This window comes from Micromonospora sp. NBRC 110037, assembly GCF_001652995.1.
GTDB classification, from domain to species: Bacteria; Actinomycetota; Actinomycetes; order Mycobacteriales; family Micromonosporaceae; genus Micromonospora; species Micromonospora chalcea.
This window is the reverse complement of record NZ_BBVA01000004.1, coordinates 626,773-643,182: the sequence shown is the minus strand read 5'-3', so window position 1 is coordinate 643,182 and position 16,410 is coordinate 626,773. Positions and strand designations below refer to the sequence as shown.

The 16,410-nt window shown below is 72.7% G+C and carries 13 protein-coding genes; 5 read left to right on the top strand and 8 right to left on the bottom strand.

Features of this window, described 5'->3' with window-relative positions; all coding sequences use genetic code 11:
• Positions 1 to 406 precede the first annotated feature (406 nt).
• The gene (locus A4R25_RS15915) at positions 407 to 1,972 is read left to right on the top strand and encodes an aldehyde dehydrogenase family protein (protein ID WP_043325594.1); all 1,566 of its coding nucleotides are present in this window, start codon (positions 407 to 409) and stop codon (positions 1,970 to 1,972) included.
• Between the two features lie 176 nt (positions 1,973 to 2,148).
• Here the strand turns inward: A4R25_RS15915 and A4R25_RS15910 are convergent, their stop codons facing one another.
• Positions 2,149 to 3,288 carry a GNAT family N-acetyltransferase gene (locus tag A4R25_RS15910; protein ID WP_231915534.1) on the bottom strand — a complete coding sequence of 380 codons (1,140 nt, stop codon included), beginning with the start codon at positions 3,286 to 3,288 and terminating at the stop codon, positions 2,149 to 2,151.
• An 80-nt stretch (positions 3,289 to 3,368) separates the two neighbouring features.
• Positions 3,369 to 4,073, bottom strand: a complete 705-nt coding sequence (locus A4R25_RS15905; RefSeq protein WP_043325595.1) for an amino acid-binding protein — start codon at positions 4,071 to 4,073, stop codon at positions 3,369 to 3,371.
• 151 nt (positions 4,074 to 4,224) lie between these two features.
• Here A4R25_RS15905 and A4R25_RS15900 point away from each other — a divergent pair, with 151 nt between their 5' ends.
• Together A4R25_RS15900 and A4R25_RS15895 are read left to right on the top strand one after the other, a co-directional pair.
• Positions 4,225 to 5,295 (top strand): phosphotransferase family protein, encoded by a 1,071-nt coding sequence (locus A4R25_RS15900; protein ID WP_064447183.1) that lies wholly within the window; start codon positions 4,225 to 4,227, stop codon positions 5,293 to 5,295.
• Entirely contained in the window at positions 5,296 to 6,507 is a 1,212-nt protein-coding gene (locus A4R25_RS15895; protein ID WP_043325599.1) for an acyl-CoA dehydrogenase family protein, read from the top strand. It begins immediately after the preceding gene.
• A gap of 20 nt (positions 6,508 to 6,527) precedes the next feature.
• Here the strand turns inward: A4R25_RS15895 and A4R25_RS15890 are convergent, their stop codons facing one another.
• The 6 genes from A4R25_RS15890 to A4R25_RS15865 form a co-directional block, all read right to left on the bottom strand.
• On the bottom strand, positions 6,528 to 7,574 hold the full coding sequence (locus tag A4R25_RS15890) for a LacI family DNA-binding transcriptional regulator (protein ID WP_043325601.1): 1,047 nt from the start codon (positions 7,572 to 7,574) through the stop codon (positions 6,528 to 6,530).
• An 84-nt stretch (positions 7,575 to 7,658) separates the two neighbouring features.
• Positions 7,659 to 9,092 (bottom strand): GH1 family beta-glucosidase, encoded by a 1,434-nt coding sequence (locus A4R25_RS15885; protein ID WP_064447182.1) that lies wholly within the window; start codon positions 9,090 to 9,092, stop codon positions 7,659 to 7,661.
• Entirely contained in the window at positions 9,089 to 9,889 is an 801-nt protein-coding gene (locus A4R25_RS15880) for a carbohydrate ABC transporter permease (RefSeq protein ID WP_197494916.1), read from the bottom strand. Before A4R25_RS15880 ends, A4R25_RS15885 begins: the two co-directional genes overlap by 4 nt.
• A gap of 105 nt (positions 9,890 to 9,994) precedes the next feature.
• On the bottom strand, positions 9,995 to 10,975 hold the full coding sequence (locus A4R25_RS15875) for a carbohydrate ABC transporter permease (protein WP_043325606.1): 981 nt from the start codon (positions 10,973 to 10,975) through the stop codon (positions 9,995 to 9,997).
• 119 nt (positions 10,976 to 11,094) lie between these two features.
• Positions 11,095 to 12,414 (bottom strand): ABC transporter substrate-binding protein, encoded by a 1,320-nt coding sequence (locus A4R25_RS15870; RefSeq protein ID WP_043325608.1) that lies wholly within the window; start codon positions 12,412 to 12,414, stop codon positions 11,095 to 11,097.
• A 233-nt stretch (positions 12,415 to 12,647) separates the two neighbouring features.
• Positions 12,648 to 13,193, bottom strand: coding sequence for a plasmid pRiA4b ORF-3 family protein (locus A4R25_RS15865; protein WP_064447181.1), 546 nt, complete (start codon positions 13,191 to 13,193; stop codon positions 12,648 to 12,650).
• 150 nt (positions 13,194 to 13,343) lie between these two features.
• On the opposite strand from A4R25_RS15865, the gene A4R25_RS15860 reads away from it, so the two are divergent.
• Complete coding sequence (locus A4R25_RS15860) at positions 13,344 to 14,168, top strand: pyrimidine reductase family protein (protein WP_064447180.1); 825 nt, start codon at positions 13,344 to 13,346, stop codon at positions 14,166 to 14,168.
• Between the two features lie 486 nt (positions 14,169 to 14,654).
• Entirely contained in the window at positions 14,655 to 16,403 is a 1,749-nt protein-coding gene (locus A4R25_RS15855; RefSeq protein ID WP_043325613.1) for an ATP-binding protein, read from the top strand.
• Positions 16,404 to 16,410 lie beyond the last annotated feature (7 nt).

Here is a 16,410-nt window from a genome sequence, read left to right as displayed (position 1 = left end):
CCGCGCGGCAGCCGGAGCGGGGACGGCGCTCGGGGCTCCGGCTGCCGCGAGGCAGTGGTGGTGGGGTGACCGCAGGAGCCTCGGGAGCGCTCCCATGGATAAGCGACAATGTAATGCGCGGGCAACATGTTGGGAAGGCCACCGTCGGCGGGCCCGCTCGCCGTACCGACGGGTAACAAACGGGAGCTGGATCACACCATCGATGCGACTCGATATTGAACCGACTCGTTCCCAGCTCAGCGGCATCGCGGTGACGACGAACGCGCCGCGGACGACCCCGTCCGGGCCGCCGCCGTCCTGGCATACGAGCGTACGGTTGCCCGCCCGCTCGGCACCGCGCGACAGTACGCCTCACCTGCGGTGCCATCGACGCCGCCGCTCCCCGGACAACCCTGAGGAGATCGCGATGGCTCTACGACTCGCCGAGGGCACCTCCTGGTCCGACACGCTCGCCCGGGCGGTGGCCGCCACCCCCGAGGCCTTCGACACCACCTCCGACGGCGTGCCCACGCTCCACAATCTCGTCCAGGGGCAGTGGCGCGCGCTCGGCACACCGGCGCCGGTCCGTACCCCTGTCGACAACACCGTCCTCATCCACCTGGCCCGGCTCGACGCCGAGGCCGCGCGCGGCGCGGTCGCCCACGCCGCGGCGGCGCACCGGGAGTGGGCGCAGACCCCGCTGGCCGAGCGCGTCGCCCGCGTCACCGACGCGCTGGACGCGCTCACCGGGCACCGCGACCTGCTCGCCCTGCTGCTGGTCTGGGAGATCGGCAAGCCGTGGCGGCTGGCCTGCGCCGACGTGGACCGGGCGCTGGACGGCGTGCGCTGGTACGTGGACGAGATCGAGCGGATGCTCGCCGACGGCCGGGAGCCGCTGCCCGGCCCGGTCAGCAACATCGCCTCCTGGAACTACCCGATGAGCGTGCTGGTGCACGCCGAGCTGGTGCAGTTGCTGGCCGGCAACGCGGTGATCGCCAAGACGCCGTCCCAGGGCGGCGCGGTCTGCCTCACCGTCGCCCACGCGCTGATGCGCCGCGCCGGACTGCCCGCCACCCTGCTGTCCGGCAGCGGCGAGGAACTGTCCGAGGTGCTCGTCCGCGCGCCGGAGATCGGCGCGGTGGCGTTCGTCGGCGGGCGCTCCAACGGCGGCAAGGTCGCCGCCGCGCTGCTCGACTGCGACAAGCGGCACTTCATCGAGCAGGAGGGCCTCAACGCCTGGGGCATCTGGAACTTCTCCCAGTGGGACTCGCTCGCCGCGCACCTGCGCAAGGGCTTCGAGTACGGCAAGCAGCGCTGCACCGCGTACCCCCGGTTCGTGGTCCAGCGCGACCTCGTCGACGAGTTCCTCGACATGTACCTGCCCGTGGTCCGCTCGATCCGCTTCGGCCACCCGCTCGCGGTCGACGAGACGTGGCGGGCCGGCGACCCGCTGCCGGAGCTGGACTTCGGTCCGCTGATCAGCGCCGCCAAGGCCGAGGAGCTGCGCCGCAAGGTCGAGGAGGCGGTACGCGGCGGCGCCGTACCGCTGCACCGGGGCAAGCTCGACGGCGCACCGTTCCTCGACGGGCAGGACACGTCCGCGTACGTCGCGCCCGCCGTGCTGCTGGCCCCGCCCGGCCGGTCCCGCCTGATGCACGCCGAGCCGTTCGGCCCGGTGGACACCATCGTGGTGGTGGACACCACCGACGAGCTGCTGGCCGCGATGAACGCCTCCAACGGCGCGCTCGTGGCGTCGCTGGCCTGCGACGACGAGGAGCTGGCCGGCAAGCTGGCGGTGGACCTGCAGGCGTTCAAGGTGGGCATCAACAAGCCCCGCTCCCGGGGCGACCGGGACGAGCCCTTCGGCGGCCGGGGCGCCTCCTGGAAGGGCGCGTTCGTCGGCGGCGACCTGCTGGTGCAGGCGGTGACGGTGGGCGGAGACGGCCGGCTCTACGGCAACTTCCCCGACTACAGCAGCTACCCCGCCACCTGATCCCGCGAACACGGACGGGGCCCCCGCATCGGGGGCCCCGCCGTGTCACCGTCCCCCGCATCGGAGGTCGGTCCGGGTGGCGCGCGAACGCGCCGGTTGCGGCCCTCCGGCCGGACCCCTCGGGCGTGCCGCGCCGTTGCGGCTCACCTCCGGGGTCCGGCCGGACGGCCGTCAGCTCATCCCGGCCGCTGCGCCGGCACGACCGCGCCGGCACGCGCGCCGCTACCGGCCACCGCCGGTGCGCCGGTCACCGCGTCACCGCCGGACGCCGGCTCGCCCGTCGACGGCGCGGGAACCAGCGGAAGCGTCGCGGTCAGCACCGCGCCGTCGCGTTCCAACGCCACCGGCCGGTCCAGGCGGCGCAGCGTCCGCAGCATCGGGGTGTTCTCGGCCTGCACGTGCAGCAGCACCGCGGCGTACCCGGCCCGGTCGGCGTGCCCGAGCAGGCGGCGCAGCAGCGCCGAGCCCAGGCCCCGGCGCTGCCAGTCGTCGCGCACCAGCAGCGCCGCCTCGGCCTCGTCGCCCTCACCGAGCAGGTTCGCCATCGCCACGACCGGCTCCGCCGCCCCGCCGGAACCCGCCGTCGCGAGCAGGGTCACGCCCCGGACCGGCTCCAGCAGCCGGCGCAGCCGCGCCGGCGCCGGGTCGGCCGCCCCGCTCAGGTAACGCCGCTGCCGGCTGCGCGGCGAGCAGGCCGCGTGCAGCTCGCGTACGCCGGGCACGTCCTCGGCCGTCGCCGCGCGCACCGACACCTCCCCGCCGTCGGGCAGCACCAGCGTGACCCGTTCGGTGTCCCGACGGGCCAGCATCGCCGCCAGCTCGACCACTGCCTGCGCCCGGGCGTACTCGGCCGGGGTGAAGCTCGGCTCCCGGCGGGACAGCTCGTACGCGCCGCCCGCCGGGTCCGCGAGCGCCATGGTCGTGCCGCCCACCCCGCCCGGCGCGGTGGCCGGCGTCGGGCGCCAGGTCACGGTGTCGGCGCCGAGCAGCGTGCGCAGCGCCGCGCCGGTCGCCTCCGGGTCACGGGCCAGCCGTCCGGCGAGCCCGAGCACCCGGGTCGGCTCGTCGGCCAGCCCGCGCGCCTCGCTGCGCGCGACCCAGCAGTCCCGGCCCCGGCCGCGCTCCACGGCGGCCCGCAGCTCCGGCTCGGTGACCTGCTCGGGCGCGTCCACCAGGAAGTCGTCGACCGCGCCGGCCTCGGTGGTGTGCACCTGCACGCTGAGGATGTTGACCCCGCGCAACGCGAGGCTCGCCGTGAGCACCGACAGGTAACCCGGCCGGTCGTCCACGGTGGCTCGGATCCGCCACAGCGCCATGGTTGTCTCCCTTCCTCGGCACCGACCATGCCGTGCCCCTGTTGCGGGCCCGTTGCCCCGGGGTGACGCGGCCCGTCCGGTCAGGTGACGGTGATCACGGGTGGCGTGCCGACCAGGTCCAACCGGTCGCCAAGGATCACCGCGCCGGCGCGGACGATCTGGGCGAGCCGGTCCACCTCGGTGGAGTGGAACCCCGCCGCGGCCAGTGGCTCGCTGTGGTCGCGGGCGACCACCAGCACCAGGCCGGCCCGGCCGAACGGCGCGACCGCGTAGTGGTGCCCCTCCGGGCTGGTCATGGCCCGCGCCCGCAGCGGGGTCACCTCCGGCAGCCGGGGCGGCGCCGGGGCCCGCCAGCTCGCGTGCCCGATCGCGGCGACGCCCGCCTCGCCGCTGCGCGAGGCCCAGTCCAGGGGTACGACGGCGGCCACCGCCCAGTCGGCGGCGAGCAGCCCGGGTGCCGCGTCGACGAGCGTGGCCACCCCGTCGGCCGGGTTGGCGGCCACCTGGGCGAGCAGTTCCGCGTCCTGCCCGGTGGTGGTGGGCGCGCCGATCGCCCGCCACACGCCGTCCACCCGCACGCCGGGGATCGCGGCCAGCCCGGCGAGCATCCGCTCCACCCGCGCCGCGCCCGGCCACACCACAGTGAAGTCGTCCACCGCCCGGCCGCCGAGCCGCTCCAGGACCACCACCTGCACGATGTCGGCGCCGGAGACGCCGAGTGTCCGGGCCACCTGGCCGAGCGTGCCCGGACGGTCCGGCAGGGTCACCCGAACTCTCAGCAGCATGTCTGATCCCCTCCGCTCGGCGGGCCGGCCGAGCGGCCGGCAGGCTGGGGCCCAGCCTGCCGGTTGACCATTTCGCCCCTGTTGCAGCGGCATGTCCCGCCGGGAAAACCCCGACCTTGACAACAAAGCTGAGCTGCCATCAACTAATCGGATGACCGATCCGGCCGCCGCTGCCCGGCTCTCGGCCGGCTCGGCACCCCGCGGGCTCGACCTCGACCGGCTCGCCACCTACCTGGCCGCGCACCGGCCGGACCTGACCGGCCCCCTGTCGGCGCGGCTGATCGCCGGCGGCAAGTCCAACCTCACCTACCTGCTGCGCGCCGGTGACCGCGAGGTGGTGCTGCGCCGGCCACCGCTGGGGCACGTGCTGGCCACCGCGCACGACATGGCCCGGGAGCACCGGGTGATCTCGGCGCTCGCGCCGACCGGCGTACCGGTGCCGGAGGCGCTGGCGCTCTGCGCCGACGAGAGCGTCATCGGCGCGCCGTTCTACCTGATGGCGAAGGTCGACGGCGAGGTCTACCGGCGGCGCGAGCAGACCGACACGCTCACCGCCGCCCAGCGACGCGCCCTCGCCATGGCGATGATGGACACGCTCGCCACGCTGCACCGGGTCGAGCCGGCCGAGGTCGGGCTGGCCGACTTCGGCCGTCCGGAGGGCTACCTGGCCCGGCAGGTACGCCGCTGGGCCGGGCAGCTCGACAGGTCCCGCAGCCGGCCGCTGCCCGGCATCGACGAGCTGCGCGACGCGCTGGCAGCCAGCGTGCCCGAGGGCGCGAACGCGGGCCGGATCGTGCACGGCGACTACCGGCTGGACAACCTGCTCGCCACCGTCGACCCGCCGGCGGTGCGGGCGGTGCTCGACTGGGAGATGGCCACGCTCGGCGACCCGCTGGCCGACCTCGGGCTGCTGCTGACGTACTGGGACGTGCTCGGCGACAGCGACCACGGCGAGGGCAACCCGGTGGCCGACGGCATCGGGCCGCGCGCCGGGTTCCCCACCGGGGCCGAGCTGATCGAGCGGTACGCCGGGCGCAGCGACGTCGACGTCGGCCCGCTGCACTGGCACGTGGCGCTCGGCTGTTTCAAGCTCGCGGTGATCTGCGAGGGCATCCACTACCGGCACACGCTCGGCCAGACCCTGGGCGAGGGCTTCGACCGGATCGGCGACATGGTGGCGCCGCTCGTGGCACACGGGCTGCACGCGGTGAGGGAGAGCTAGATGGAGTTCGCGTACGACGACCGGACGGTCGAGCTGCGGCAACGGCTGGAGGCGTTCCTCACCGAGTGCGTGTACCCGGCCGAGCCGGTGCACCACGAGCAGGTGCTCGCGGCCGGCGACCCGTGGGCCCGCCCGCCGGTGATGGCGGAACTGAAGGCGCAGGCGCGCGAGCGCGGGCTGTGGAACCTGTTCCTGCCCGACGCCCGCTACGGCGCCGGCCTGACCAACCTGCAGTACGCGCCCCTGGCCGAGCTGACCGGCCACAGCCCGCACCTGGCCCCGGAGGCGCTCAACTGCGCCGCGCCGGACACCGGCAACATGGAGCTGCTCGCCGAGTTCGGCTCCGAGGAGCAGCGCAAGCAGTGGCTCATGCCGCTGCTGGCCGGGGAGATCCGGTCCGCGTTCTGCATGACCGAGCCGGAGGTGGCCTCCTCCGACGCGACGAACATCGGCACCCGGATCACCCGCGACGGCGACCACTACGTGATCAACGGCCGCAAGTGGTGGTCGTCCGGGGCGATGGACCCGCGCTGCGAGATCTTCATCGTGATGGGCAAGACCGACCCGGACGCCGACCGGCACCGCCAGCAGAGCATGATCCTGGTGCCCCGGGACACCCCCGGCGTGACGGTACGCCGCGGCATGCGCGTCTTCGGCTACAGCGACGCCCCGCACGGCGGGCACGCCGAGATCGACTTCTCCGACGTACGGGTGCCGGCGGAAAACCTCGTCGGCGAGGAGGGCACCGGGTTCGCCATCGCCCAGGCCCGGCTCGGCCCCGGCCGGATCCACCACTGCATGCGCCTGATCGGCATGGCCGAGCGGGCCCTGGAGCTGCTCTGCCGGCGCGTGCTCGACCGGGTCGCGTTCGGCCGCCCGCTCGCCGAACAGGGCGTGGTACGCGAGTGGATCGCCGAGTCGCGGGTCCGGATCGAGCAGGCCCGCCTGCTGGTGCTCAAGACCGCGTGGCTGATGGACACCGTCGGCAACAAGGGCGCGCACACCGAGATCCAGGCCATCAAGATCGCCACGCCGCTGATGGCCGAGTGGGTGATCGACAAGGCGATCCAGGCGCACGGCGGAGCCGGGGTCAGCCAGGACACCCCACTGGCCGAGCTGTGGGCGGCGGCCCGCACGCTGCGCCTGGCCGACGGCCCCGACGAGGTGCACCGCGCCTCGCTGGCCCGCCGGGAGCTGCGCCGCTATTCCTGACCGGCTCCCGCCGGGCGTGGTCAGGCGGAGGCGCGGTGGATCAGCTCGGTGTCCAGCAGCACGTGCGGCGAGGGAACCTCCTCGCCGCGGATGCGGGAGACCAGCAGCCGGGCCATCTGCCGGCCCATCTCCTCCACCGGCTGGAACACGGTGGTCAGCGGCGGCTCGGCCTGACGCGCGATCGGGGCGTCGTCGAAGCCGATCACCGCGACGTCCTCCGGCACCCGGCGGCCCGCCTCGCGCAGCGCGCGCAACGCGCCGAACGCCATCAGGTCGGAGGCGACGAACACGGCGTCCAGTTCCGGGCAGACGTCCAGCAGCCGGCGCATCGCGGCGGTGCCGCTGCCCTCGCTGAAGTCCCCGTACGCGATCAGGCCCGGGTCGATCCGGCCGCCGGACGCCCGGACGGCCTCCTGGTAGCCGGAGAGCCGGGCCAGACCGGCGCCCATGTCCTGCGGGCCGGCGATGGTGGCGACCCGCCGGCGGCCCTGGCGGAACAGGTGCTCCACCGCCTGCCGCGCGCCGCCGACGTTGTCCATGTCGACGAACCACGCCGGCTGGGCGTTCGGGTGCAGCATCCGCGCCGGGCGGCCGCCGAGCACAGTCGGCAGGCCACGCTCCTCCAGCAGCGTGGGCAGCGGGTCGGCGTCGTGCAGCGAGAGCAGGAGCACGCCGTCGACGTGCTGGTTGGTCAGGTGGTGCTCGACCCGTTCCCGCTCGATCGGCGACTGCACCATGGCCAGCCAGAGCTGCATCGGCGTCTCGACCAGCCCGGAGCTGACGCCCCGCACGATGGCCGCGAAGAACGGCTCGGTGAAGACCCGCTCCCCCGACTCGGAGACGACCAGGGCCACCGAGTCGGTCCGCTGGGTGACCAGCGCACGGGCGGCGCGGTTCGGCACGTACCCCAGCTCGGCGATGGCCTGCTGGACGGCGGCCCGGGCCTCCGGGCTGACCTGCGGCGAGCCGTTGACCACGCGGGAGACAGTGCCGCGCCCGACGCCGGCGCGGGCCGCGACCGCGTCGAGGGTCGGACGCCCGAGCGAGCGGGTGCGCTGCGTTGTCATCGTCTGTTGCTCCTCCGACGGTCGGGCGGGCCCGGCACCGATTGAGGCGTCGGCGCCGGGCCGCCCGTTACTGGCTGGCCCAGCTTATTGTGCGGGCAGTCCGTTGCGTCGGATCACGTCGGCGTACCACCTGGCGCTGGACTTCGCGATCCGGGCCTGGCTGTCGTAGTCGACATAGACCATGCCGAACCGCTTCGTGTAGCCCCAGGCCCACTCGAAGTTGTCCATCAGCGACCAGGCGAAGTAGCCCTTGAGCGGCACGCCGGCCTCGATCGCGGCATGCGCCGCCCGCAGGTGCGCGGCGAAGTAGGCCAGCCGGTCCGGGTCGTCCACCCGGCCGTCGACCAGCTCGTCGACGAACGCCGAGCCGTTCTCGGTGACGTAGAGCGGCAGGTCGGTGTACTCCCGGTGGACCCGCTCCAGCGTCTCCACCAGGCCCGGGGCGTCGATCTCCCAGTCCATGTCCGTCACCGGGACACCCCGGGTGACGAACCGGACGTCCTCGCTGCCCGGCCAGCAGGACGGCGCCCGCCAGTAGGGCTCCGGCTCCGCGCCCTCGACCGGCGCGGCGACCACGTGCCGGCTGTAGTAGTTGATCCCGACCATGTCCAGCGGCGTGGCGATGGTCGCCAGGTCACCGTCGCGCACGTGCCCCATGTCGGTGATCTGGCGCACGTCGGCGACCAGGTCCGCCGGGTACGCCCCGCGCAGCACCGGGTCGAGGAAGAACCGGTTCGCCAGCGCGTCGATCCGGCGGGCCGCGTCGGCGTCCGCCGCCGAGTCGGTCGCCGGGGTGACCGGGTACAGGTTGACGGTGATCCCGAGCTGCGCGTCCGGGCGGGCCGCGCGGACCGCCTGCACGGCCAGGCCGTGACCGAGCATCAGGTGGTGCCCGGCCCGCAGCGCGTCCGCGCCGTCGCGGCGGCCCGGCGCGTGCACGCCGGAGCCGTAGCCGAGGAACGCCGAGCACCACGGCTCGTTCAGCGTGGTGAAGTACTTCACGCGGTCGCCGAGCGCGTCGGCGACCAGATGCGCGTACTCGGCGAACCGGCCGGCGGTGTCCCGGGCCGGCCAGCCGCCCGCGTCCTCCAGCGGCTGCGGCAGGTCCCAGTGGTAGAGCGTCAGCCAGGGCTCGATGCCGTGGCCGAGCAGCTCGTCGATCAGGCGGCGGTAGAAGTCCATGCCCTCCTGGTTGACGCCGCCCGTGCCGCCCGGCTGCACCCGCGGCCAGCTCACCGAGAAGCGGTACGACCGCAGCCCCAGGTCGGCCATCAACCGCACGTCGTCCGGCATCCGGTGGTAGTGGTCGCACGCCACGTCGCCGGTGTGCCCGGCCACCGTCCGCCCCTCGGTGTGGCTGAAGGTGTCCCAGATCGACGGCGCACGGCCACCCTCCGCCGCCGCGCCCTCGATCTGGTACGCGGCGGTGGCCGCGCCCCAGAGGAAGTCCGGCGGGAAGGTCAGGGCCGGACCGGCGTCGAGGAGACCGACGGCGGGCGGGCTTGCTGGATTGCTCACGACTTGACGGCGCCTTCCATGATGCCGCCGATGATCTGGCGGCCGAACAGAACGAACACGACGAACAGGGGCAGGGTCGCGATCAACGTACCGGCGAAGATCTGCGAGTTGTCGGCGAAGTAGGCGGTGTTGAGGCTGCGCAGCGAGATCTGGACGGTCGGGTTGGACGGGTCCGCCAGCACCACGAACGGCCAGAAGAACTGGTTCCACTGCTCCATGAAGGTCAGCAGACCCAGCACCGCGGCGGCCGGACGCAGCGCGGGCGCCACCACGTGCCAGTACACCCGCCAGGTGGAACAGCCGTCCACCCGGGCCGCCTCGATCAACTCGTTCGGTACCGCCTGCTCGGCGTACTGGCGCATCATGAAGATGCCGAAGCCGCCGATCAGGAACGGAACGGTCACCGACGGCATGGTGTTCAGCCAGTCGAGCTTGGCCATCAGGATGTACAGCGGCAGCACGCCGAGCTGGATCGGCACCATCATCGAGGTGAGGATGATCAGCAGCAGCGCGTTCTTGCCCCGGAAGCGCAGCTTGGCGAACGCGAAGCCGGCCAGCGAGCCGAAGAACACCGTCGCGACGGTGATCGTCCCGGCGACCAGGAACGAGTTCATCAGGCCCTTGAGGATGTTGGCGTCGCTGTTGGCGAGCACCCGCTCGATGTTCTCGCCGAGCTTGCCGCCGGGCAGGAACGGCGGCGGCCAGGAGTTGGCCGCGTCGTTCGTCCGGCTGGCGATCACGATCATCCAGTAGAACGGGAACAGGGAGAGCAGCACGCCGAAGATCAGGCCGATCATGGTGAGCGGGCTGGCCTTCCAGAGCCGCTCGGCCCGGTGGGTGGTCTTCACCGGCGCGCTGTGCCGGGTGGGCGGGCGGACCGCGGTGGTCGTCATCTCGTCACCTCACTTGTCGGAGCTGATGCGGCGGGCGAGCAGGTAGTTGATCGCCGACATCAACGCGATGAGCACGAAGAGCACGAGCGCGACCGCTCCGGCGTACCCCCACCGGAAGCGCTGGTTCATCACGTCGAGCAGGTACATCGTGATGGTCTGGAACTGCCCCTCCGAACCACCGGAGAGACCGCCCGAGCCGCTGGTGAACAGCAGGGGCTCGGTGAACAGCTGAAGGCCGCCGATGGTGGAGATGATCAGCGTGAAGATGATCGTGGGGCGCAGCTGCGGGACCGTGATCGACCAGAACTGCCGCCGCCGGGAGGCGCCGTCCAGCGCCGCGGCCTCGTACATGTCCTTGCTGATCGACTGCATGGCGGCGAGGTAGATCAGCGCGTTGTAGCCGACCCACCGCCAGTCGACCATGGTGGAGATGGCGAACCATGAGGCGAAGCGGTTCGCCCGCCAGTCGATCGGGTCCAGGCCGATGCTGTCGAGCAGCCAGTTGACCAGGCCGAAGTCCTTGGCGTAGAGCATCGAGAAGATCAGCGCGACCACGGCGGTCGAGGTGATGATCGGCATCGCGATGGCCATCCGGAAGAACGTCTGCGCGCGCAGCTTCCGGTTCAGCGCGTTGGCGAGCATCAGCGCCAGCAGCAACTGGGGCACTGTGGAGAGCGCGAACATGCCGAACGTGTTGACCACCGCGTTCCAGAACTGCGGGTCCTCGGTGATCAGTTCGACGAAGTTGTCCATCCCGACGAAGGAGATCGTCGGGTTCAGCGGCGACCGGTCGGTCAGCGCGATCCAGACCGTGTACGCGATCGGGTACACGCCGAACACGGCGAAGATCACGAAGAACGGCAGGACGTACAGGTAGGGCGAGTACTTCAGGTCCAGCCGGGTCATCGAGGCGGCGCGGCGGCGTGTGTGACGTGCGGAGCGCGGCGCGCCGGGCTCGGGCGGCGCCGCGGCGTGCAGGTCGAGGCTCATGGGGAGTCCTTCTCCTCGGCCGGCGTCACCCGCCACACGGGCGACGCCGGACTCTGCGGGCACCGCGGGTGGCGCCGGCAGCATGGGCTGCCGACGCCACCCGCGGGCGGCTCAACCGGTCACTTACCGGCGGCCGCACCGTTCTTCAGGGCCGCCTGCCACTGCTCGCCGGCCGACTTGCCCTGCTCCACGGCGCGCAGCGTGTTCTCCACGGCGGTGCGGACCGCGTTGTTCTTCGGGCCGAGGTAGACCGGCTTCAGCTCGGTCGCGCCGGCGGCGAAGATCTTGCCGACCGGGGCCTTGCTGAAGTAGTCGTTGGTCGAGTCGGCGACGGCCGGGTCGGTGAGCGCCTGCGGGTTCGACGGCAGGTTGCCGACCGCCTTGTACGCGCCGATCTGACCCTTGGCGCTGGTCAGGAACTTGGCCAGCTCCGCGGCCTCCTTCTGGTGCTTGCTCGACTTCGGCACGCCCAGGAAGGAACCGCCCCAGTTGCCACCGGCGCCCGGCGCCTTGGCGATGTCCCACTTGCCGGCCGCCGCGTCACCGGCCTGGCCCTTGATGACACCGGTCATCCAGGCGGGGCAGGCGATGGTGGCGAAGGTGCCGTTCTTGAAGCCGGCGTTCCACTCGTTGGAGAACGACTGGAGGTTGTTGGACAGCCCGGCGGCGATCATCTTGGTGGTGAGGTCGTACGCCGTCTTCACGTCCGGGTTCTGGTCGATGACCATCTTGTTGCTCTTGTCGTAGTACGTGTAGCCGCTGCCCTGGCCCGCGACCTGCATCAGCACCACGTTGTAGAAGTTGGTCGCCGAGTCGACGAACTTGTGCTTCTTGTCGGCGGCGGCGAACTTCTGGCCGGTGGCGATGAACTCGTCCCAGGTCGGCCAGAGCGCGCCGACCTGCTCGCGGTCGGTGGGCAGCCCGGCGGCCTTGAACAGGTCGCTGCGGTAGCACAGCGCCATCGAGCCGACGTCGGTGCCGAGGCCCAGCACCTTGCCGTCGGGGGTGGTGCCCTGCTCCCACTTCCACGGCAGGAAGTTGCCCTTGAGGTCGTTCGCGCCGTGGTCGGCGAGGTTCACGAACTTGTCGGCCTGGGCGTAGAACTGGACGATGGTGCCCTCTTCCAGGGCCACCACGTCACCGGCGCCCGAGCCCGCGGTGATCTGCTGGGTCAGACGGGTGTTGTAGTCACCGAGGCCGAGACCCTTGCCCCGCTCCTGGATCTTGACGTTCGTGTGCTCCGCTTCGTACTGCTTGTACAGCTCTTCGTAGCCGAAGCCCTGGTCGCCGAAGACGTCGACGACCAGCGTGATCGGGCCGTCGCCGCTGCCGCTGTCGCCGCTGTCCGAGTCGTCGCCGCAGGCGGCGGTGGTGCCGAGCACGACGACGGACGCGAGCGCGATGGCCGCGAACCGCCGACGACGGATTGGGACGCTCATCCGAGACCCCTCTTTCGGTGGTGAGGCGATATCTGCTGTGTGGTGGGGGGTGCGTTTCGCGCGGGCCGGAGCGGGGCAGGAGGGAGATCCGCACCACTCTCGGGAGCGCTCCCATGAGGTTGCCGGGAGGTGACAGGGGTGTCAATAGACCGTTGGGAGCGTTCCCATTTCGTTACCGCGCCGCTGGCGGCCCCTCCTCGGAGCCCGCGATCAGCGGCGCGCGGGCGGCGCGATCAGCAGCAGCGGCGCAGCAGGACGGTGGCCCGGCCGACGTCGAACGCGGCCGGATCGAACGCCGGGCCGGCCCACTCGCGCATCGTCACGTGTTCCGGGTGCGCCGGGTCGGCGAGCGCGGCGAGCAGGACCGCATAGCCGGCCGGGCCGCCCACGTCCTCCGGCGGGCAGGCCCGCTCCCCGTCCAGGCAGACCGGGTAACGCTCGTCCGGGTCGGCGGCGCAGCAGTCCTCCACCACCAGGTCGTGCTCCCACCAGTCCCCGAAGTCGTAGGTGTAGCGGAACCGGTCGCCCTTGCCCACTACCGTGTCCAGCCGGACGTCCAGCTCGTCGCGCAGCGCCAGCTCGCCGTCCGGGTCGGGTTCGCCGTACTGCCGGCCGTCCACGTCGAACGAGTGCAGGTGGCAGTCGCGCCAGCCCATCGCGTGCTGGATCACCCGGTGCAGCCGGTCCAGCGTGTAGCCGCCGGGCACCAGCACCCGCCGCCACACCCGCGGCCGGACCCCGGCCAGCGACACCATGAGCTGGAAGATCTGACGCGACACGACGTCCCATCCTTCCTCGGCATAGGCTGCCTGCATGATCTGCCGAGCCTGCCGGGAACGGCGGCACGACGACTGTCCTGGCCGGAAGTGGTGCGACTGCCAGCACCGTACCCCCGAACCCACCCCTCCGGTCACCGGTCCGGCCGGCGAATGAGCGTCGGAACCCCGATCGAACGGATCTGGCCCGCACCCGTCACCGGCGCGCTGACCGATCCGGAACTCACCGCGCTCTACGGCCGGTCGGCCCGCCCGCACCTGCGGGTCAACTTCGTCGCCAGCGCCGACGGCGCGGTCACTCTGGACGGCTACTCCGCCGGGCTCTCCGGCGAGCCGGACAAGCGGGTCTTCGGGCTGCTGCGGATGCTCTGCGACGCTCTCGTGGTGGCCGCCGGCACGCTGCGCCACGAGGGCTACCGGGCGGTCCGGCTGAGCCCGGAACGCCGGGCCTGGCGCCGCGAACGCGGGCTGGCCGAGTTCCCGACGCTCGTGGTCGTCTCCGGCTCACTCGACCTCGACCCGGCCCAGGCCGCGTTCGCCGACGCCCCGGTCCGGCCGATCGTGCTCACCCACGCCGACGCCGTACCGCCGCCCGGCCTCACCGACGTCGCCGACCTGGTCCGCTGCGGCACCGCCCCGGTCACCAGCACCGACCGGGTCGACGGCAGCGGCCGGGTCGACGGCAGCGGCCGGGTCGACTTGGCCGTGGGCCTGGCGGAGCTGCGCCGCCGAGGGCTGGACCAGTTGCTCTGCGAGGGCGGCCCGCACCTGTTCGGCGCGCTCACCGCCGCCGACCTGGTCGACGAGCTGTGCCTGACCGTGGCGCCGCTGCTCGCCGGCGCCGGCCCGGGCCGGATCACCGCCGGGGACGCCAGCCCGCCCCGGCACCTGCCGCTGCGCCACGTGCTGGCCGCCGCCGACGGAGTGCTCATGTTGCGGTACGCCCGCGACCCCGCCGGATCCGCCCCCGCCGCCTGACCAGCTCCCGGCTCCCGGCTCCCGGCTCCCGGCTCCCGGCTCCCGGCTCCCGGCTCCCGGCTCCCGGCTCCCGGCTCCCGGCTCCCGGCTCCCGGCTCCCGAGATCTTGGTACCAAACGGCCCCTATGAGGGCGCTCTCGTACCAAGATCTCCGAGCGTCCCGGAGAGCGGGACGTGGGTCGCGACATTGGGGGCGGCTCTCGCGCGCCAAGCAACCCGGGGTTCGCGGGGCGAGTGGAACGTCATGGGTGTCAAAAGCGCGCGGAGACACCCATGGCGTTCCACCGAGTCGGCCGGGCCTGGGGCCGGAGACAGCGCCGGAGCGGGCAGAAACGTACGCACCGTGGCCGGGCGGATCCGGGCGGCTACCGTTCGGCGCACGCTCGGCGTGGCGTCCGCCGCGTCGCGTGGCAACCTGTCGCATCCCTCGGGCAGGATGCACGACGTGCACCGCCAACGGTACGACCAGCCGACCGGAGACCGCCGATGACCGACGACCAGCTCGACGGGCCCGGCGAGGGTGTCGGCCGGGTGCTCGGCACCGCCGACGCCACCCCGCTCACCTTCTGGACGGCTGTCGCGCCGGGCAGCTACCTGCAGCTGGACGACGTGGTGGTGACCCGCCGCGACCTGCCCGACCGGGAGCCGGTGACGATCGCCGGGGTGGTTACCCAGGTGCGTGCCCGGCACGAGGGGGCGCAGTTCGACTCCGACGTCTTCGCCATCGCCGACGGCACGCTGCCGGCGCAGGTGCAGGAGGCGGCCGAGGTGACGACCACGCGGGTCGACCCGGAGTTCTACGTGCCGCCGACGCCGGGCGCCGTGGTGCACCGGGCCGAGGGGGACGCGCGGGCGCGGGCGCTGCACTTCGACCGGATGGAGCGGCGGATCCCGATGGGGATGGGCCGCGACGGGGTGCCGGTCTACCTCAACGCCGACTTCCTCGACGGCACCCGGGGCGCGCACGTGTCGATCTCCGGCATCTCCGGCGTCGCGACCAAGACGAGTTTCGCCACGTTCCTGCTCTACTCGGTGTTCCGCTCCGGCGTGCTGGGCGGCGACGCGGTCAACGCGAAGGCGCTGATCTTCAACGTGAAGGGCGAGGACCTGCTCTTCCTCGACCACCCGAACAGCCGGCTCGACGATCCGACCCGGGCGGCGTACGCGAAGCTGGGCCTTGATGCCGGCGCGTTCCCGGACGTGCGGGTGTACGCCCCGCCGCGGGTCGGCGACTCCTCCGGCACGCCGGATGTGAGCAGCCGGCTCACCGGGGTGGACAGCTTCTACTGGACGCTGTCCGAGTTCTGCGCCGACCGGCTGCTGCCGTACGTGTTCGCCGACGCGGACGACGAGCGCCAGCAGTACACGATGGTGGTCCACTCGGTGGCCGCGCACCTGGCCCGTTACGCCCAGCCGGCCGACGGCGGAGTGAGTATCGACGGGGTACGGCTCGGCTCGTACGCCGATCTGGTCGACCACGTGGTCGAGCAGCTCAACGACGACGAGACGCGCGGCGAGTGGGCGGGCAGCGCGGTCGGGCTGGGCACCGTGAACGCGTTCGCGCGACGGCTGATCGGCAGCAAGAAGGACCTGGGCCGGTTGATCCGTGGTGACCTGGCGACCCGTCGCCCGCACTCGATCAACACGGCGGAGAGCGCGCAGGTGACTGTGGTCGACCTGCACAACCTGCCCGACCGCGCGCAGCGGTTCGTGGTCGGTGTGACGCTCAAGAGCGAGTTCGAGCGCAAGGAGAAGGCGGGCACCGCCAAGCCGCTGCTGTTCGTCGTGCTGGACGAGCTGAACAAGTACGCGCCGCGGGAGGGCTCGTCGCCGATCAAGGAGGTGCTGCTCGACATCGCCGAGCGGGGCCGCTCGCTGGGCGTGATCCTGGTCGGCGCGCAGCAGACCGCCAGCGAGGTGGAACGGCGGATCGTCACCAACTCGGCGATCCGGGTGGTGGGCCGGCTCGACCCGGCCGAGGCGTCCCGCCCGGAGTACGGCTTCCTGCCGCCCGCCCAACGGCAGCGGGCGCTGCTGGCCAAGCCGGGCACGATGTTCGTCAACCAGCCGGACATCCCGGTGCCGCTCTGCCTGGAGTTCCCGTTCCCGGCGTGGGCCACCCGGGTCTCGGAGGCGGGCCGCGCGCCCTCGGAGACGCTACGGTCGATCACGCAGGCCGCCGATCCGTTCGCGGTGGTCGGCTCCGGCTCCTCCGACGACGACATCCCGTTCTAGGCGGCAC